Origin of the sequence: Pseudomonas tensinigenes (assembly GCF_014268445.2) — a bacterium.
Lineage (GTDB): Bacteria > Pseudomonadota > Gammaproteobacteria > Pseudomonadales > Pseudomonadaceae > Aquipseudomonas > Aquipseudomonas tensinigenes.
This window is the reverse complement of record NZ_CP077089.1, coordinates 5,365,570-5,382,862: the sequence shown is the minus strand read 5'-3', so window position 1 is coordinate 5,382,862 and position 17,293 is coordinate 5,365,570. Positions and strand designations below refer to the sequence as shown.

Annotated in this window: 18 protein-coding genes; 13 read left to right on the top strand and 5 right to left on the bottom strand. The window is 58.6% G+C overall.

The features are described 5' to 3' along the window. Positions 1-52: 52 nt before the first annotated feature. From argJ to HU718_RS23935, 3 genes are all read left to right on the top strand, one after another. On the top strand, positions 53-1,270 hold the full coding sequence (gene argJ / locus HU718_RS23945; RefSeq protein ID WP_038366685.1) for a bifunctional glutamate N-acetyltransferase/amino-acid acetyltransferase ArgJ: 1,218 nt from the start codon (positions 53-55) through the stop codon (positions 1,268-1,270). A 161-nt stretch (positions 1,271-1,431) separates the two neighbouring features. Then, positions 1,432-2,064: a glutathione S-transferase family protein gene (locus HU718_RS23940; RefSeq protein ID WP_186616603.1), complete on the top strand. Its 633-nt coding sequence runs from the start codon at positions 1,432-1,434 to the stop codon at positions 2,062-2,064. Then, positions 2,061-3,008, top strand: a complete 948-nt coding sequence (locus HU718_RS23935) for a Nudix family hydrolase (protein ID WP_186616604.1) — start codon at positions 2,061-2,063, stop codon at positions 3,006-3,008. The genes HU718_RS23940 and HU718_RS23935 overlap by 4 nt, the downstream gene beginning before the upstream one ends. Before the next feature lie 113 nt (positions 3,009-3,121). Here the strand turns inward: HU718_RS23935 and HU718_RS23930 are convergent, their stop codons facing one another. From HU718_RS23930 to HU718_RS23920, 3 genes are read right to left on the bottom strand one after another with little or no spacing between them, the layout of a single operon-like run. Then, a complete protein-coding gene (locus tag HU718_RS23930) occupies positions 3,122-3,706 on the bottom strand; it encodes a cob(I)yrinic acid a,c-diamide adenosyltransferase (protein WP_186616605.1) in 585 nt (194 codons plus the stop codon). Positions 3,707-3,709: 3 nt separating this feature from the next. After that, the gene (locus HU718_RS23925) at positions 3,710-5,746 is read right to left on the bottom strand and encodes a sensor histidine kinase (RefSeq protein WP_016983191.1); all 2,037 of its coding nucleotides are present in this window, start codon (positions 5,744-5,746) and stop codon (positions 3,710-3,712) included. Between the two features lie 45 nt (positions 5,747-5,791). Further along, complete coding sequence (locus HU718_RS23920) at positions 5,792-6,709, bottom strand: putative 2-dehydropantoate 2-reductase (RefSeq protein WP_150708615.1); 918 nt, start codon at positions 6,707-6,709, stop codon at positions 5,792-5,794. Between the two features lie 140 nt (positions 6,710-6,849). Here HU718_RS23920 and HU718_RS23915 point away from each other — a divergent pair, with 140 nt between their 5' ends. Next, positions 6,850-7,335, top strand: coding sequence for a YajQ family cyclic di-GMP-binding protein (locus HU718_RS23915; protein ID WP_008080210.1), 486 nt, complete (start codon positions 6,850-6,852; stop codon positions 7,333-7,335). 181 nt (positions 7,336-7,516) lie between these two features. Continuing rightward, positions 7,517-8,359 (top strand): mechanosensitive ion channel family protein, encoded by an 843-nt coding sequence (locus HU718_RS23910; RefSeq protein ID WP_016983189.1) that lies wholly within the window; start codon positions 7,517-7,519, stop codon positions 8,357-8,359. A 228-nt stretch (positions 8,360-8,587) separates the two neighbouring features. Here the strand turns inward: HU718_RS23910 and HU718_RS23905 are convergent, their stop codons facing one another. Continuing rightward, complete coding sequence (locus tag HU718_RS23905; RefSeq protein WP_102900169.1) at positions 8,588-9,913, bottom strand: OprD family porin; 1,326 nt, start codon at positions 9,911-9,913, stop codon at positions 8,588-8,590. 896 nt (positions 9,914-10,809) lie between these two features. Between HU718_RS23905 and HU718_RS23900 the strand changes: the two genes are divergently transcribed. Both HU718_RS23900 and HU718_RS23895 read left to right on the top strand, forming a co-directional pair. After that, positions 10,810-11,235, top strand: a complete 426-nt coding sequence (locus tag HU718_RS23900; RefSeq protein ID WP_016983819.1) for an HIT domain-containing protein — start codon at positions 10,810-10,812, stop codon at positions 11,233-11,235. Positions 11,236-11,238: 3 nt separating this feature from the next. After that, positions 11,239-11,445: a SlyX family protein gene (locus tag HU718_RS23895; protein WP_008080215.1), complete on the top strand. Its 207-nt coding sequence runs from the start codon at positions 11,239-11,241 to the stop codon at positions 11,443-11,445. An 83-nt stretch (positions 11,446-11,528) separates the two neighbouring features. Here the strand turns inward: HU718_RS23895 and HU718_RS29880 are convergent, their stop codons facing one another. Further along, a complete protein-coding gene (locus tag HU718_RS29880; RefSeq protein ID WP_008080216.1) occupies positions 11,529-12,131 on the bottom strand; it encodes a cold-shock protein in 603 nt (200 codons plus the stop codon). 313 nt (positions 12,132-12,444) lie between these two features. Between HU718_RS29880 and HU718_RS23885 the strand changes: the two genes are divergently transcribed. From HU718_RS23885 to ruvC, 6 genes are all read left to right on the top strand, one after another. Further along, positions 12,445-12,915: a Dps family protein gene (locus tag HU718_RS23885; protein ID WP_102900170.1), complete on the top strand. Its 471-nt coding sequence runs from the start codon at positions 12,445-12,447 to the stop codon at positions 12,913-12,915. A 183-nt stretch (positions 12,916-13,098) separates the two neighbouring features. Continuing rightward, positions 13,099-13,419 (top strand): ribbon-helix-helix domain-containing protein, encoded by a 321-nt coding sequence (locus HU718_RS23880; RefSeq protein ID WP_026000504.1) that lies wholly within the window; start codon positions 13,099-13,101, stop codon positions 13,417-13,419. 141 nt (positions 13,420-13,560) lie between these two features. Beyond that, positions 13,561-13,782, top strand: coding sequence for an FmdB family zinc ribbon protein (locus HU718_RS23875; protein WP_007912741.1), 222 nt, complete (start codon positions 13,561-13,563; stop codon positions 13,780-13,782). 101 nt (positions 13,783-13,883) lie between these two features. Beyond that, positions 13,884-15,659 carry an aspartate--tRNA ligase gene (gene aspS / locus HU718_RS23870; RefSeq protein ID WP_095121315.1) on the top strand — a complete coding sequence of 592 codons (1,776 nt, stop codon included), beginning with the start codon at positions 13,884-13,886 and terminating at the stop codon, positions 15,657-15,659. Between the two features lie 130 nt (positions 15,660-15,789). Further along, a complete protein-coding gene (locus HU718_RS23865) occupies positions 15,790-16,536 on the top strand; it encodes a YebC/PmpR family DNA-binding transcriptional regulator (protein ID WP_007912738.1) in 747 nt (248 codons plus the stop codon). A 158-nt stretch (positions 16,537-16,694) separates the two neighbouring features. Then, entirely contained in the window at positions 16,695-17,222 is a 528-nt protein-coding gene (ruvC, locus tag HU718_RS23860; RefSeq protein WP_007962095.1) for a crossover junction endodeoxyribonuclease RuvC, read from the top strand. The last annotated feature ends 71 nt before the right edge of the window (positions 17,223-17,293 follow it).

Below are 17,293 nucleotides of genomic sequence, written 5' to 3'. Positions count from 1 at the left end.
CCACCGCCGCATCGATTGGCGGTGCTGACATCATTGAGGAAGGAGCGCATTCATGGCTGTTGGTCTTGGTCCTTTGCCAACGTTGCACCCGGTTGCCGGTTTTGAACTCGGTATCGCCTCGGCCGGCATCAAGCGCCCGGGGCGTAAAGATGTTGTCGTAATGCGCTGCGCCGAAGGCTCGACCGTGGCGGGCGTGTTCACCTTGAACGCGTTTTGCGCGGCACCGGTGATTCTGGCGAAAAAACGCGTGCAGAACGCCGTGCGGTATTTGCTGACCAACACCGGCAATGCCAACGCTGGCACCGGTGAGCCTGGCCTGGCCGCCGCTGAACGCACCACTGCGAAGCTGGCTGAGCTGACCGGCGTCGATGCCAGTCAGATCCTGCCGTACTCCACCGGCGTGATTGGCGAGCCACTGCCGGTCGAGAAGATCGAAGGTGCACTGCAAGCCGCGCTGGACGACCTCTCGGAAAACAACTGGGAAGCCGCCGCCACCGGCATCATGACCACCGACACCCTGCCGAAGGGCGCCAGCCGCCAGTTCGAGCATGACGGCGTGACCATCACCGTCACCGGTATCAGCAAAGGTGCGGGCATGATCCGCCCGAACATGGCGACCATGCTTGGCTACATCGCGACCGACGCCAAAGTCTCCCGTGACGTCCTGCACAACCTGATGCTCGACGGTGCCAACAAGTCGTTCAACCGCATCACCATCGACGGCGACACTTCGACCAACGACTGCTGCATGCTGATCGCCACCGGCAAGGCTGCACTGCCGGAAATCACCCGCGCTGAAGGCGAGTTGTTCGCCAAGTTGAAGCAAGCGGTGTTTGAAGTGTGCATGGACGTGGCCCAGGCCATCGTGCGTGACGGCGAAGGCGCGACCAAGTTTGTCACCGTGGAAGTGAATGGCGGCGGCAATCATCAGGAATGCCTCGATGTCGGCTACACCGTGGCCCACTCGCCGTTGATCAAGACCGCATTGTTCGCCTCTGACCCGAACTGGGGTCGTATTCTTGCCGCTGTCGGCCGTGCCGGCGTGCCGGATCTGGACGTGAGCAAGATCGACGTGTTCCTCGGCGACGTGTGCATCGCCAGCCGTGGCGCCCGTGCGGCGACCTACACTGAAGCCCAGGGTTCGGCGGTGATGCAGCAGGAAGAGATCACTATCCGCATCGAACTGGGTCGCGGCGATTGCAGCGAAACCATCTGGACTACTGACCTGTCGCATGAATACGTGAAGATCAACGCCGAATACCGCACTTGATCTAACCTGAGACCGAGTCGATGCCATCGCGAGCAGGCTCACTCCTACAGTGGTTTTGTAAACGCCACAGATTACCTGTAGGAGTGAGCCTGCTCGCGATGGCGACCCATCAGCCACCAAAAATTCTGGCCTGATTCTCCTGACGAAAAGGCGCCACACCCATGTCCCTGCACCTGATCATCGGCGACAAACTGCTTTCCTCCTGGTCTCTGCGTGCCGCCCTGGCGCTCGAACTGACCGGCGCACCCTACAGCGAAGAACTGGTCAAACTCGGCAAGCCCGATACCCGCGCGCTGCTGCTCAAGCATTCGCCGACCGCCAAAGTCCCGCTGCTGCAAACGGCGCGCGGCACCATCGCCGACTCACTGGCCATCGCCGAATACCTCGCTGAACAGTTCCCGTCCGAGCAGCTCTGGCCGAGCGATATCTTCGCCCGTGCCCAGGCGCGATCCGCCTGCGCCCAAATGCACAGCGGCTTCTTCGCCATGCGCAATCACATGCCGTTCAACCTCAACCATGACGCGCCGCTGAACCCGGTGCCGCCGGAAGTGAAGGTCGACATCGAACGCATGCTCGCGCTGTGGGCCGAGTGCCGTGCCGCCGCCACCGAGAGCGGGCCGTACCTGTTTGGCCGTGTGAGTCTGGCCGATGCCTTCTTCGCGCCGATTGCCGTGCGTCTGCGCACCTACCAAGTGCAGCTGCCGGCCGCCGATCAAGCCTATGTTGAAACCGTCTACCAATGGCCCGCCTTCAAAGCGTGGCAAAAGGCTGGACTGGAGGAGTTGAATCCGTGAAACGCGTCCACGTCGCCGCCGCCGTCATTCGTGACGACAGCGGCAAGATCCTCATCGCCCGCCGTGCCGACACCCAGCATCAGGGTGGGCTGTGGGAGTTTCCCGGCGGCAAGGTCGAGGCCGACGAGTCGGTCGAAAGCGCGCTGGCCCGTGAGCTGCAGGAAGAGTTGGGCATCGTCGTTGGCGCCGCCCGACCGCTGATCAAAGTGCGTCATGACTACCCGGACAAGCAGGTTTTGCTGGATGTCTGGGAAGTGTCGGCATTCACCGGCGAACCGCACGGTGCCGAAGGCCAGCCGTTGGCCTGGGTCACGGCTAAAGAACTGGTGAACTACGAGTTTCCGGCCGCCAACCAGCCGATCGTTGCCGCCGCGCGTTTGCCGGCTGAATACCTGATCACCCCGGAGGACCTGGAAACCCCGGCGTTGCTGCGCGGTATCCAGAAAGCGATTGCCGGCGGGATCAAATTGATTCAGCTGCGTGCACCGAATGGTTATGACCCCAAGTATCGCGATCTGGCGGTCGATGCGGCCGGGCTGTGTGCGGGTAAGGCGCAGTTGATGATCAAAGGGCCGTTCGAATGGCTCGGCGATTTCCCGTCTGCCGGATGGCACATTACCTCTGCTCAGTTGCGTAAGTACGCAGCGGCGGGGCGCCCGTTGCCAGCGGAGCGCTGGCTCGCGGCTTCGTGCCACAACGCTGAAGAGCTGGCGCTGGCAGAACAGATGGGCGTGGATTTCGTCACGCTGTCGCCGGTGCAGCCGACCTTGACCCATCCGGAGGCGCAGCCATTGGGGTGGGAGCAGGCTTCGACGTTGATCGAAGGCTTCAGCAAACCGGTGTTTCTGTTGGGCGGGGTTGGCCCGGCTGAGCGCGAAAAAGCCTGGAATGTTGGCGCGCAGGGTGTCGCGGGGATTCGTGCGTTCTGGCCTGATTCTCTGTAAAGGCTACTGGCCTCTTCGCGAGCAGGCTCGCTCCCACAGTTGATCGGATTTCTTCAGTTGGAATGCAATCAAATGTGGGAGCGAGCCTGCTCGCGAAGGCGGCCTGTCAGACGCTAGATTTCTGCAGGCTTTGCCGCCGGTTGCCAAAGAATCTCCGCAACCCCCTGCCGCCGCGCAATCAACCGCGCCGCCACAAACAGCAAATCCGACAACCGATTGACATACGCCAGCCCAACCCCGGCCAACGGCTCCAGCGCATTCAAATGCTGACAACGCCGCTCGGCACTCCTTGCCAGGCTCCGGCACACATGGGCTTGGGCAATCAGCATCGAACCGCCCGGCAAAATGAAGTTCTCCAGCGGCCCCAATTCCTCGTTCCACACATCGATCGCGGCTTCCAGTCGTTCGATTTCCGCCGCATTCAACGCCTGATACTCCGGCATCGCCAACTCGCCACCCAGATCAAACAAGCGATGCTGACAAGGCGCTAACACCTCGATCAGTTCATTTAGTCCGGGATACGCATCGCGCTCGGCAATCAACCCGGCCAGCAACACGCCGACCTGACTGTTCAGCGTATCGACCTCACCAATCGCTTCGATGCGTGGGTGATCCTTGGGCACACGGCGGCCATCGCCAAGGCCGGTTTCACCTTTGTCACCAGTGCGGGTGTAGATTTTCGACAGGCGAAAGCCCATGGGTTACCTCGATAATTGATTGGTTTCGGCAGCGATGGGCAGCGGTTGCGTCAGCGGCAGGCGCAAGGTGAAACAGGTGCCCTGGCCCGGGGCTGACTGCACTTCCATCTGCCCTTTGTGATTGTTGGTGATGATGAAGTACGACACCGACAAGCCAAGCCCGGTGCCCTGGCCGATTTCCTTGGTGGTGAAGAACGGCTCGAAGGTGCGTTTGCGCACGTTCTCGCTCATGCCGATGCCGTTGTCCTCGACCTGGATTTCGGCCCACGGTGGGTTGAGCTTGGTGCGCAGGATGATCCGCCCCGGCTCACTGTCGTCTTCGCGCTGGTGAATCGCCTGCGCGGCGTTTTTCAGCAGATTAAGCAGCACCTGCTCGAGTTCGTTGGCAGTGCCCGGCACCGGGCCGAGCGCCGGGTCGAACTGGCGGATGATCGCCTGCCCCTTGAAGTCGAAACCGATGGCCAGGTCGAAGTCGTTGCCGGCGATTTCCACCGCTTGATCGATCAATGCCGGCAGATCGCACGGCGCCATTTGTCGAGTGCTGCGGCGGCTGAAGCTGAGCATGTGCGTGACGATTTTCGCTGCGCGTGCGCCGGCCTGCTGAATGCCATCGAGCAATTGCGGCACTTCGCGGCCCTGCAGGTATCGGTTCACCGTGTCCAGTTCGATGCCCAATTGCTCGGCGGTTTCGAGGTTCTTCGGCAGATCGGCGGACAGACGCCGACGGATGTTCTGCACGTTGTGCAGGATCGCGCCCAGCGGGTTGTTGATTTCATGGGCCATGCCGGCGGCGAGACCACCGACCGAGAGCATTTTTTCCGATTGCACCATCATTTCTTCCAGCGACAGACGCTGGGTGATGTCATCGATGCGGATCACCACGCCACGCCCGGCACCGCCCATCAATGGATAGAACGTCAGCGCGTAATGCTTCGGTTCATCGTCCTTGAACCACGTCACTCGCTCGATTTTCGCCACGGTGTGCTGCTCGACGGTCTGCTTGAGCTGGGGCAAAAACGGCTTGAGCGGTTCGAAGGCAAGGAAAATTGGCTGGTTCAGTGCCTCGTCCAGTCGTGTGCCGGAGAGGGCACTGGCTTCCTGATTCCACTGGGTCACGTAGAGCTGCTCGTCGAGGGCGATCAGCGCCGAGGGCATCGAGTCGATGATGCTGTTGAGGTAATTCTGGAAACCGGTGAGCTTCTTCTCGATCTTGCTGCGCACCTGGACTTCCAGTTCCAGTTTGCGGTTGGTGTGGCGGGTTTCCTCGGCCAGACCCTGGGCCTGATCGTACGCGGCTTGCGAGTCATCGCGGGCGCGCTTGAGTTGCTGCTCGCGGGCTTCGATGCGCGACAGCATGGTGTTGAACGCCTCGGCGAGACTGCCGATTTCGTCATGATTGCCGCGTGAGGCGCGCAGGGCGTAGTTCTCTTCCCGAGTGACTTGACGCGAGAGTTCTTCCAACTGATGAATCGGCCGGGTGATCAGGCGTTTGATCTGCCGGGCAATCACCAGCCACAACAGCACGCTGAAAATCAGAATGCCGAGGCTCGCGGTCAGGGTGCCGGTATAGAAGGCCATCGGCAGTTCGCTGCTCGCCACCAGCAGCAGATGACCCGGCGCGGTGCCGGGGCGGGGCAGGGTGATCAACTGGTTGCTGCGAAATTCGGTCAGTTGCCAGGCTTCGATGTGCCGATAGCGTTCCGGCAGGTTGAGTTTGTCGCCGCGCTGGACTTGCGCCAGGCGTTCGCCCTTGCCGTCATACAGGGCGGCGGCGCGCAGTGGTGAATAGCTGTCGAGTTCTTTGAGCAGGCGCTCGGCGCTCTGCGGTGATTGCAGGGCTTCGCTGACCAGGCTGGGGTTGGAAATCAGTCGGCCGATGGTCTGCAAGGCCTGCGGCGCCATGCTTTCCTGGGAGATGTAATAGGCGGCGCTGATAAAGGTCAGGTTGGCGACCAGCAGGACAGTGGTCAACAGCACCAGCAGGGCGGCCAGCAGTTTCTGGCCGACCGGCAGGTTTTCGAGACGCTGGCGCAATGGCATCAGGTTTTTCGCAGCAAAGGAACAAGTGGCCAGCGTAGCCGCTGCTCAGTCGCTGGGCAATCCGAGGCTGCGCAGATGAGCGACCAGACGCTGCTGCAATTGCTTGAGGTGCGGCAGGTTCAATTGGTGGCGCACGGCGACTTTGCAGGCGTAGCCCAATAGATAGCTGATTTCGGTGCGGCGCTGGTTGGCCACGTCCTGGTACATCGAGGAGTAATTGGCGGCCGTGGCCTGGATCACCCGTTCGACCTCCTGTTGCAGGTTGTCCGCCGCTGCCGGTTGGCCGCAGCGTTCCAGCAACTCGACCAGTTCGCCACACAGCGTAGCGACCTCGCAGTGATGTTCCTGCAATCCGCCGTTGCGGCAATGGTGCAGCACGGTCAACGGATTGATCGCGCAGTTGAGCGCCAGTTTGCGCCACAACCGCGTGAGGATATCGGTACTCCATTCATGGGGAATCTTCGCCGCCTCCAGATCGTCCAGCCAGATCGGTGCGACCGGATGCCCAGCGTCGCCCAGCCAAGTGAAACCGTGGCCGGCGAACACTACGCGCCAGGCGCCATCGCGAAAGGCGCCCTCGGTGCTTGAAGCGCTGATGCAGCGTGCCAGTGGCACCCGGTTGGCGACGGCGTCCTGACTGCCGAGGCCGTTTTGCAGGAGGATCAGTTCGGCGTCCGCTGTCAGTCGTGGGGCGAGGCGGGCGACGGCGTTTTCGGCATCGTAAGCCTTGCACGCCACCAGCAAGCGGCGAATCGGCTCGGGGCTGTCGGGCGTTTCCCCCGGCACCGCATAGGTGCTCGCCACACCTTGCTCCACCAGCGTCAAACCGCCCGCAGCCTGATAGCTTTGCAAGCGTTCGGCATCACGCACGATCAGCCTGACCGGCAGGCCGGCGCGAGCCAGACGTGTGGCCCACAGCGTGCCGAGACTGCCTGCGCCGAGAATATGCCAGGGGGTGGCCATCAGTTTTTTGCTCGATTGCGTACAGGCATGTGCGGCTCGCCGTGTCGGTGGGAAAAGACCCGTTATAATGAGCCCGATTTTAACCGCAAGCCAAGCGCGCTCCATCCACATCGAGCGCGCCTTTTTATTGGAGAGATTACATGCCGTCGTTCGACGTGGTATCCGAACTGGACAAACACGAACTCACCAACGCGGTCGAGAACGCCGTGAAGGAACTCGATCGTCGTTATGACCTGAAAGGCAAAGGCAGCTTCGAGTTCAAGGAAAAAGACCTGACCGTCAGCCTGACTGCTGAAGCCGGGTTCCAACTGGAAGCGATGATCGAAATCCTCAAGCTGGCGCTGGTCAAGCGCAAAATCGACGTGCAGTGCCTTGAGGTCAAGGACGCTTACGCATCGGGCAAACTGATGAAGCAGGACGCGATCCTCAAGGAAGGCATCGACAAAGAACTGGCGAAGAAAATCGTCGGCCACATCAAGGATGCCAAGCTCAAGGTGCAGGCCGCCATTCAAGGCGAGCAAGTGCGCGTGACCGGCAAGAAGCGTGATGACCTGCAAGAGGCCATCGCGGCACTGCGGGCCAAGGAATTCGGCATGCCCCTGCAGTTCAACAACTTCCGCGACTAAGCTCGGTCAGATGACCTGTGGGAGCGAGGCTGCTCGCGAAGGCGGTGTGTCAGTCAACTCATTGCTGAATGACACGGCGCCTTCGCGAGCAGGCTCGCTCCCACATTGTTTTGTGTACACCCGGCGGGTTTCTGCCGCTTATTTTTCGCGTGCCGAATGGCCGGAAATCAGGAGATAGAACATGGATTTGAATGCTGAGGTGGACAACCTGGTCAAGGCGTCCCAGGCGTGGATCCCGATGATCATGGAATACGGCAGCCGCGTGCTGCTGGCAGTGATTACCCTGGCCATCGGCTGGTGGCTGATCAACAAGGTCACGCAGAAACTCGGCGGTTTGCTGGCCCTGCGCAATGCTGATCTGGCGCTGCAAGGTTTTATCAGCAGTCTGGCGAACATCATTCTCAAGGTGCTGCTGATTGTCAGCGTCGCTTCGATGATCGGTGTTGAAACCACTTCCTTCGTTGCAGCGATCGGTGCTGCCGGCTTGGCGATCGGTCTGGCCTTGCAGGGCAGTCTGGCGAACTTCGCTGGCGGCGTGCTGATTCTGCTGTTCCGTCCGTTCCGTATTGGTGACTGGATCGAAGCGCAAGGCGTAGCGGGTACGGTCGACAGTATCCAGATTTTCCATACCGTGCTGCGTACCGGCGATAACAAGACCATCATCATGCCTAACGGCAACCTGTCGAACGGCATCATCACCAATACCAACCGTCAGCCGACCCGTAAGGTTGTGTTTGATGTGGGCGTCGATTATGAAGCCGATCTGCAAAAGGCCCGTCAAGTGCTGCTGGATCTGGCCAACGACGAACGTATTCTGAAAGACCCGGCACCGCAGGCGGTGATTTCGACGCTGGGTGACAGTGCGATCACAGTTTCCCTGCGTGTGTGGGTTAAAACTGCAGACTACTGGGACGTGATGTTCATGTTTAACGAGCAGTCGCGTGATCGTTTAAAAACCGCCGGTATTGATATTCCTTTTCCGCAGCGGACGATTCGCGTAGTTCAGGAAACAGCAGCACAGTAACAACCTTGATACCTGGCTTTGCAGTCAGTTAATCAATAAGAACCCAAGAGTCATTCATGCTCTTGGGTTTTTTTATGCCTGTTGTGAAAGTTCGCCAGCTAATAGATAGCTGGCTAATCTTTGTTGCAGGGATGCAATAAGTGCAGGCATAAAAAAACCGCTCACCTGAATCAGGTGAGCGGTTCTTGTTAGAGCATGGCTCTACAGTACGTCAGCTGCGCATCCCTATTAAAGGATGTTCAGTGGGTACTCAACGATCAGACGGGTATCGTTGTTGTCAGACGAGTAGCCGCTGTACGCGCCGTTGGAGCGGTACATGGCATAACGCAGACGGAACGACAGGTCTTTGGCCGGGCCTTCCTGGATCACGTACTTGGACTCGGCGTTCCACTCGTTTTCCTTGCCTTCACCCAGACCGTTGGTGGTGATGTGGTCACCCATCACGTAACGGGTCATGAAACTCAGGCCAGGTACGCCGTAGGTTTTCATGTTCAGGTCGTAGCGAGCTTGCCAGGAACGCTCGTCGCGGCCCACGAAGTCGGAGATCTGAATGGAGTTGGCAACGAAGATGGTGCTGTTACCGTCAACGCCATAGTAGTAAGCGTTGTCGCCGCTGGAGCGCTGGTGAGCGAGGGTGAACTTGTGGGCACCGATGCTGTACGCAGCGGCCAGGGACCACAGGTTGTTGTCCACGCCAGTGGTGCCGTCGCCGATCGCGTCAACCAGGTCACCGCGGCTTTCGCCCTTGGTGTGGTAGCCGTTGAAGTCGAAGTTCAGCGACTGCTCGTCGTTGATTGGCAAGGTGTAGTTCAGGTTGACGTAGTACTTCTTGAAGTAGTCGTCAGCGTCGGAAGCAGCCAAGGCACCGGTGAAGTTATCGGTGAACGAGTAGCTGGCGCCGAAGATGTTGATGTTGGTCAGGCCTTTGCCGCCATTGCCGTTCTCATCAGGCAGACCGCCGATGCTGTCACGGCCCATACCGGTTTGTTTGCTCAGGGACGTGAAGCGACCTGCGCTCAGTTCCAGACCTTTGATCTCTTTCGAAGTGATCAGGGTACCAGTGGCGACTTCTGGCAGCAGACGGCTGTCGTCGGTGGCGAATACCGGGCTGGCAACGAATTGCTGGCCGTATTTCAGAACGGTGTCGGATACGCGGAATTTGACTGCGCCGCCGATTTTGCCCTGGGATTTTTCCGGGTTGCCATCGCTGTCGTTGGCGAACAGGCCGTTACCGCGGTGGCCCGAGCCGCCGTCCAGTTTGACCGAACCCATTGCCATGGCGTCGAGACCGAAGCCAACGGTGCCTTGAGTGAAGCCCGATTCGTAAGTCAGCAGTTGGCTGAGACCGGAATCCTGGCGATAACCAGCAGTACCGGAAGTGCCGTTGCCTGCACCGTTTTTAAAGTCACGGTTCATGTATTCAAAACGGGTCTTCAGTTTCAGGCTCTGGTCTTCAATGAAACCTTTGGACTCGTCCTGGGAAGACGCCATTGCGAACTGCGAGGTGCCTGCTGCAACAGCCAGGGCGATCATGCTCCACTTCATCACGCGCATCGTGATTTGCTCCTTTGGTTTTTAGAAGAGTACTGCCGTCCCACCTGTTTTATTATCTGGGCGGCTCTTTCTTTTTGTGTCGGCGCAAACTTATATCACGCCGACAATGTTGGCGATACTTGCGAATCTAACCTTTCACCTTCTTTACGACGCTGTCGCAAACGGTTGTGTAGATGTCGCAAATTCACAGTACCGATGCAATCGGGCCTACAACTTTCTCGCTGTTTTTTTAGCCGTTTGCATCGCTAAAAAAGAGTCCCTGGCAAAACACTTGAATCTCCATCGGGCAACCCTGCCACTGTTTTTGTTGGGCTTGAGGCATCCACATCGTGTGGTGCGCTTATAGTCCATATGTCTGCGAATGCAACAAGCGTGCACAAACCGCAATGTCAGTGCGGTTATTTTTCTGCACAGCGCGTGTTACCTGTAAAAACCTCATGAATACGGGGCGCAAAGCCTATTTTTACAAGGGCTTGACGCCATTCCTGTATTGGTGTTGCCACTGCGTCCGCTGCCCGCGACAGCCAAAAACGTTACCGGTTCACCCCGTGAGTGAGTATTCGGCGGATGCTTCGACGCATGAGCGTAGACGCACTGTGCGGTTTTGGTGCAAAAAAACACACACGCTGTTCTGTAATCACACAGCTTGGTGAGTGGGTGATCTTGAGCACATCAGGGGTTTTCGGTCATTTGCGTGTGTTCATTGCCGTTCCCGGTTCTTTGCTGGTGCAACGTGTCGGTAAATGTCCCATGTCGGGGCGTGCGGCGAATGACAAGAGGGCACAGCTGTCGTGAAGGCTGGCGCAATCGCAGGTATGCTGCCGGTCTGTCGCTTGGTGCTGCGTCCTGCGGGATCGCCGCTAAGCTCAAAATGTCGATCAGCCGGAGTGCGCGCAGTGTTTGCTTTAGATTCACGACTTCAACAGGACACGCTGACCCTTGGTGACTTCCCGCTCTGCCGACTGTTGCTGTCCAATGACAGCAACTATCCGTGGTTCATCCTGGTGCCTCGTCGCGACGATATCAGCGAGTTGTTTCAGTTGGATGTCGCCGATCAACAGCAGTTATGGCTGGAAACCACCGCGCTGGCCGAGTTGCTCAAGGATTTGCTGGATGCGGACAAAATGAACGTGGCGACGCTGGGTAACGTCGTCAGCCAATTGCACATGCACGTGATTGTGCGCAAACGCGATGACGCCGCCTGGCCGGCGCCGGTCTGGGGCAAACACCCGGCCAAGCCTTATAGCGCCGAGCAAGTGACGGCCATTCGCGAACGCTTGCGTCTGGTGCTGACCGAAGACTTCACGTTTCTGGAGGGCTGAAACATGAGCCTGGAACAACGCGTTACCGATCTGGAAAGCCGTCTGGCGTTTCAGGATGACACCATCCAGTCGTTGAACGACGTGCTGGTCGCGCAGCAGCGTGTGGTTGATCGCCTGCAATTGCAGATGGCGGCACTGCTCAAGCGTCAGGAAGAGATGGTCGGGCAGTTCGAATCGTTCGAAGAAGAAGCGCCACCGCCGCACTATTGAGTGCGCCATTTGCTTGAATAGAAAGTGCAGACATAAAAAAACCGCGTACAGCCAGGCTGCACGCGGTTTTTTATTGCCTTGGATCAGCGCCGCGGCAAGGCGGCGATCACGTCCTCGGCTTGCAGGCCCTTGTCCCGGTTCATCACCGAGAATTCCACGCGCTGGCCTTCGACCAGTACGCGGTGGCCTTCGCCACGGATGGCACGGAAGTGCACGAAAATATCATCACCGGAATCCCGGGAGATAAAGCCGAAGCCTTTGGAGGTGTTGAACCACTTGACGGTACCGGTATCACGGTTGGTCATGTCATAGCTGGTTGGAGCGGCAGCAGGTGAAGAACGATAGAAGCTCACCGCCAGGTGCAAGACCACGGCAACCAGCGCGATCACCAGGGTGAACAGCACGGCTGGCTGGCCGGCGATGACGGGCATCGGGGCGATCAGGGTCAAGGTTTGCAGGACGACGGTCAGCACCAGAAGAGCGCTGACCAGATTTTGCAGATGCTGACGCGGGCCTTTGTTCCAGTAAGGAATTACTGGAGCGATGACTAGGTTCAGCAGGCCGAAAAAGGCCAGGTAAAGTGCATCGGGTTGTTGCAGGTAGGGAACGGCTTCGGATTTCAAGCTGGGTATGAACGACAGCAGCAATGCCGCTGCGCCCATTAGCAGGTGGACGATTTTCAACATTTTGATTGGCTCACGTTTATGACGGCTCACAAGGAAGAGCTGAAGGCGCACGGTTCGCTTCGGAACAAAATAAGAGGCGGTGGACACGTTCACGGCATCAGCCTATGCGCAACACCCCGAAAAATGGGGCATGGCGACACACTGCCTATTTAACAGCAAAGCCTGCGGCTACTCAAATCAGCCCGGCCAGCGGCATCGCCTCGGTCTATTTGTCGCAGTGGCTGCACCTGATCGGGGCTGCGGGGTGTCGACAGCCTTGCTAGAGTGGGTCTGCACCTGTTGGATGAATTCAATCGCCGTTAGGGGGTAAAACATGGCAATCGATATCGGTATCAGTGAAGAAGATCGCAAGTCCATCGTCGAAGGCTTGTCGCGTCTGCTGTCGGACACCTACGTGCTGTATCTGAAAACCCATAACTTCCACTGGAACGTCACCGGTCCGATGTTTCGTACGCTGCACTTGATGTTCGAAGAGCAATACAACGAGCTGGCGCTGGCTGTGGACTCGATCGCCGAGCGTATTCGCGCATTGGGCTTTCCGGCGCCGGGCGCCTATGCCACGTATGCACGCCTTTCTTCCATCAAAGAGGAGGAGGGGGTGCCGAGTGCCGAGGACATGATCAGACAACTGGTCGACGGCCAGGAAGCGGTGACTCGCACTGCGCGCGGTATCTTCCCGCTGCTCGACAAGGTCAGTGATGAGCCAACGGCAGACTTGCTGACCCAGCGCATGCAGGTTCACGAGAAAACCGCGTGGATGTTGCGTGCGTTGCTCGAAGCCTGATCAAGGCCCGAGGGCACGTCTGAGGGCGTGCTCGCGGGCAGTCCGGAATCTTACCTGTATCGTTGGCTTATCCTACGGCTATGGTCAATAAGTCATCTGGATATAACTTTGCGTCTGCGCTTTTATGAAGTCACAGGATGTGGCTTTGAAAACCAGCAGAGATGGCAAAGGAGTGTCAACGATATGGTAGAGGGAGACAGGCGAAGCGACAGGGTTGTCGGCTTGCCGCATGAGTTGAAATTCGATCCGTTCGTCAGCGAGTTCGACATGTCATTGGTTCAGCCGCTGTCCCGATCCGTGCGTTTGAACGGATTCGCGACATGCCTGCGACTGGAACAGGTTTACTGGAATATTCTGGGCAACATGGCCAGGAATAACAGCTGTTCGATCAGTTCGCTGTTGTCCCACGTCGACCGGGAAGTGCATCTGCGTCATGGCGGGGTTAAAAATTTCAGCGCACTGGTGCGGGTGGTCTGTGTGATGAGTGCAGGCCAGGGAAGCTGAGTCGGCGCGAAGCAGCGGTTGCAAACGAGGTTGCGGGCTGTGCAGTCTTACGGCTGCACAGCCCGCGTTTAATCGATATAATCCCGCTCTTTCGCCGCAAAGCCCTGCGCGCGGTGGCAATCTGATCGCCGAGACACCCCCATGCCGATGTACGATTATCAATGTGCTTCCTGTGGTCATCAGTTGGAAGCCATTCAAAAGATCAGCGAGGCCCCGCTGGTCGACTGCCCTGCCTGTCAGGCGCCAGAGCTCAAGAAACAACTGTCGATGCCAGGCTTTCGCCTCAGCGGCGGCGGTTGGTACGAAACCGATTTCAAGACCGGCGCCAAGAAGAACCTGGCCGGTGGCGACAAATCTGACTAGGGTTCAACCCCGGGTTGAACGACACGCGTGAGTTCCGCATTGCTTGAAAAGCAACGGGAGCTCCACCGAATTTTTCGAATTACGAGAAGCGAACCACGACCATGATGCGCAGCCACTATTGCGGCCAACTGAACGAAAGCCTGGAAGGCCAGGAAATTACCCTTTGCGGATGGGTTCACCGTCGTCGCGACCACGGCGGGGTGATTTTCCTCGATATCCGTGATCGTGACGGTCTGGCCCAGGTGGTTTTCGATCCGGATCGCGCCGAGAGCTTCGCCGCTGCCGATCGCGTGCGCAGCGAGTACGTGGTGAAGATCACCGGCAAGGTGCGTCTGCGTCCGGCCGGTGCCACCAACGCCAACATGGCGTCGGGCATGATCGAAGTGCTGGGTTACGAACTGGAAGTGCTGAACGAGTCGGAAACCCCGCCGTTCCCGCTGAACGAGTTCTCCGACGTTGGTGAAGAAACCCGTCTGCGTTATCGCTTCCTCGACCTGCGTCGTCCGGAAATGGCCGAGAAGCTGCGCCTGCGTTCGCGCATGACCACCAGCATCCGTCGTTTCCTCGACGAAAACGGCTTCCTCGACGTTGAAACGCCGATCCTGACCCGTGCGACTCCTGAAGGTGCGCGTGACTATCTGGTGCCAAGCCGTACCCACGCCGGTTCGTTCTTCGCCCTGCCGCAATCGCCACAGCTGTTCAAGCAACTGCTGATGGTCGCTGGCTTCGACCGTTACTACCAGATCGCCAAGTGCTTCCGCGACGAAGACCTGCGCGCTGACCGTCAGCCAGAATTCACCCAGATCGACATCGAGACCAGCTTCCTCGATGAAAAAGAGATCATGGGCCTGACCGAAGAAATGATCCGCAACCTGTTCAAGGAAGTGCTGGGTCTGGAATTCGGCGACTTCCCGCACATGACTTTCGAAGAAGCCATGCGCCGTTACGGTTCCGACAAGCCAGACCTGCGTAACCCGCTGGAACTGGTCGACGTTGCCGATCAACTGAAAGAAGTCGATTTCAAAGTGTTCAGCGGCCCGGCCAACGATCCGAAATGCCGTATCGCCGCACTGCGCGTTCCAGGCGGGGCGAGCATGCCGCGCAAGCAGATCGACGATTACACCAAGTTCGTCGGCATCTACGGTGCCAAGGGCCTGGCGTACATCAAGGTCAACGAGCGCGCTGCCGGTGTTGACGGTCTGCAATCGCCGATCGTGAAAAACATCCCGCTGGAAAACCTCAACGCCATCCTCGATCGCGTGGGTGCAGTTGACGGTGACATCGTGTTCTTCGGCGCCGACAAGGCCAAGATCGTCAGCGAAGCCTTGGGCGCACTGCGTATCAAGCTCGGTCACGACCTCAAGCTGCTGACCTGTGAGTGGGCACCGATGTGGGTTGTCGACTTCCCGATGTTCGAAGAAAACGACGACGGCAGCTTCTCCGCGCTGCACCACCCGTTCACCGCGCCGAAGTGCTCTCCTGAAGAGCTGGAAGCCAATCCGGCCGGCGCTCTGTCCCGTGCGTACGACATGGTGCTGAACGGCACCGAACTGGGTGGCGGTTCGATCCGTATCCACCGCAAGGAAATGCAGCAAGCGGTCTTCCGTCTGCTGGGTATCAATGAAGCGGAACAGGAAGAGAAATTCGGCTTCCTGCTCGACGCGCTGAAGTACGGTGCACCGCCGCACGGTGGTCTGGCCTTCGGTCTGGACCGTCTGGTGATGCTGATGACCGGCGCCCAGTCGATCCGTGAAGTGATCGCCTTCCCGAAAACCCAGAGCGCGGCCGACGTGATGACGCAAGCGCCGGGTGTGGTGGATGCCAAGGCACTGCGTGAGCTGCACATTCGTTTGCGCGAAACGCCAAAGGCTGAGTAAGACGGGCCTGAAGGCGCATCTTCGGATGCGCCTTTTTTCTTTCTATAGAGAGAGCAGGTCGAGATTTTTTGTTTGCTGGCCGCTGCATGAGCAGGGCGGGCAACGTTTCAAAGAGAATTCGGAGCGAGTTATGGCAGGTCATTCCAAGTGGGCGAACATCAAGCACCGCAAAGAACGTCAGGATGCCAAGAGAGGCAAGATCTTCACCAAGTGGATCCGCGAACTGACCGTTGCGGCCCGTCAGGGCGGCGGTGATCCGGGCTCCAATCCGCGTCTGCGTTTGGCGCTGGACAAGGCCCTGAGCGCGAACATGAGCCGCGACATCATCGACCGTGCCGTCGCGCGTGGCGCCGGCGCCACCGAAGCCGACAACGTTGAAGAGCTGACCTACGAAGGTTACGGCCCGGGCGGTGTAGCGGTGATGGTCGAGTGCATGACCGACAACCGCAACCGTACTGCAGCCGCTGTGCGCCATGCGTTCAGCAAATGCGGTGGCAACCTCGGTACCGACGGTTCGGTGGCTTACTTGTTCGAGCGCAAAGGCCAGATCAGCTTCGCGCCGGGCGTCGATGAAGACGCGCTGACTGAAGCGGCGCTGGAAGCCGATGCCGATGACGTGGTCAGCCACGAAGACGGTTCGATTGATGTGTTCACCTCGTTTACCAGCTTCTATGCGGTGCGTAACGCGCTGGAAGCCGCTGGATTCAAGGGTGATGACGCGGAAATCGTCATGCAGCCGACCACCAGCGCCGAACTGGATCTGGAAGGTGCGGAGAAGGTACTCAAGCTGATCGACATGCTTGAGGATCTGGATGACGTGCAGAACGTCTATTCCAACGCGGACATTCCGGAAGACGTGGCCGCTCAGCTCGGTTAAGAGCGACTACGATTCAATGTGGGAGCGAGCCTGCTCGCGAAGGCGGATTTTCAGGCAGCATCGTTGCTGATGATGAAACCGCTTTCGCGAGCAGGCTCGCTCCCACATTTGTTATGGGTTGATTTGAAAATCGTGCTTTTACCGAATCTGCAGGCGTTATGACTTTAATTCTTGGTATCGACCCCGGTTCGCGCATTACCGGTTACGGCATTGTTCGCGATACCGGGCGTGGCGGCTGTATCTATGTGGCTTCGGGCTGCATCCGTACCGGTGCGGGCGAGCTGCACGAACGCCTGCAAATCGTCTATCGCGGCGTTCGCGAAATCATCCAGACCTACGGCCCGGTGACCATGGGCATCGAAAAGGTGTTCATGGCGAAAAACGCCGATTCGGCGTTGAAGCTTGGGCAGGCTCGTGGCGCTGCGATTGTTGCCGGCGCTGAAGAATGCCTGGAAATCGCCGAGTACACGGCCACTCAGGTCAAGCAGGCTGTAGTCGGCACTGGCGCCGCCAATAAAGAGCAGGTGCAGATGATGGTCATGCATATGCTCAAGCTGACCAGCAAACCGCAAATCGATGCGTCGGACGCCCTGGCCATTGCCATTTGTCATGCGCATACGCGCTCCAGTCTGCTGCCGCACGGCTTGGGAACGGCACGCAGTCGTGGCGGGCGCCTGCGTCTCTGATAGCATCAGCATCAATTTTCTTGAAAGCAGGATTTCCTGCGCCTGAGTCGTCGGCGCGAAATTCGCCTTTC

Bases quoted from the DNA above. Each gene is read 5' to 3' on its own strand.
- HU718_RS23925 (WP_016983191.1), bottom strand. From the start codon at position 5,746: ATGCCATTGCGCCAGCGTCTCGAAAACCTGCCGGTCGGCCAGAAACTG.
- aspS (WP_095121315.1), top strand. From the start codon at position 13,884: ATGATGCGCAGCCACTATTGCGGCCAACTGAACGAAAGCCTGGAAGGC.
- HU718_RS23885 (WP_102900170.1), top strand. From the start codon at position 12,445: ATGGCAATCGATATCGGTATCAGTGAAGAAGATCGCAAGTCCATCGTC.
- HU718_RS23920 (WP_150708615.1), bottom strand. From the start codon at position 6,709: ATGGCCACCCCCTGGCATATTCTCGGCGCAGGCAGTCTCGGCACGCTG.
- HU718_RS23865 (WP_007912738.1), top strand. From the start codon at position 15,790: ATGGCAGGTCATTCCAAGTGGGCGAACATCAAGCACCGCAAAGAACGT.
- HU718_RS23930 (WP_186616605.1), bottom strand. From the start codon at position 3,706: ATGGGCTTTCGCCTGTCGAAAATCTACACCCGCACTGGTGACAAAGGT.
- argJ (WP_038366685.1), top strand. From the start codon at position 53: ATGGCTGTTGGTCTTGGTCCTTTGCCAACGTTGCACCCGGTTGCCGGT.
- HU718_RS23880 (WP_026000504.1), top strand. From the start codon at position 13,099: ATGGTAGAGGGAGACAGGCGAAGCGACAGGGTTGTCGGCTTGCCGCAT.
- HU718_RS29880 (WP_008080216.1), bottom strand. From the start codon at position 12,131: ATGTTGAAAATCGTCCACCTGCTAATGGGCGCAGCGGCATTGCTGCTG.
- HU718_RS23905 (WP_102900169.1), bottom strand. From the start codon at position 9,913: ATGCGCGTGATGAAGTGGAGCATGATCGCCCTGGCTGTTGCAGCAGGC.
- HU718_RS23940 (WP_186616603.1), top strand. From the start codon at position 1,432: ATGTCCCTGCACCTGATCATCGGCGACAAACTGCTTTCCTCCTGGTCT.
- HU718_RS23910 (WP_016983189.1), top strand. From the start codon at position 7,517: ATGGATTTGAATGCTGAGGTGGACAACCTGGTCAAGGCGTCCCAGGCG.
- ruvC (WP_007962095.1), top strand. From the start codon at position 16,695: ATGACTTTAATTCTTGGTATCGACCCCGGTTCGCGCATTACCGGTTAC.
- HU718_RS23875 (WP_007912741.1), top strand. From the start codon at position 13,561: ATGCCGATGTACGATTATCAATGTGCTTCCTGTGGTCATCAGTTGGAA.
- HU718_RS23915 (WP_008080210.1), top strand. From the start codon at position 6,850: ATGCCGTCGTTCGACGTGGTATCCGAACTGGACAAACACGAACTCACC.
- HU718_RS23895 (WP_008080215.1), top strand. From the start codon at position 11,239: ATGAGCCTGGAACAACGCGTTACCGATCTGGAAAGCCGTCTGGCGTTT.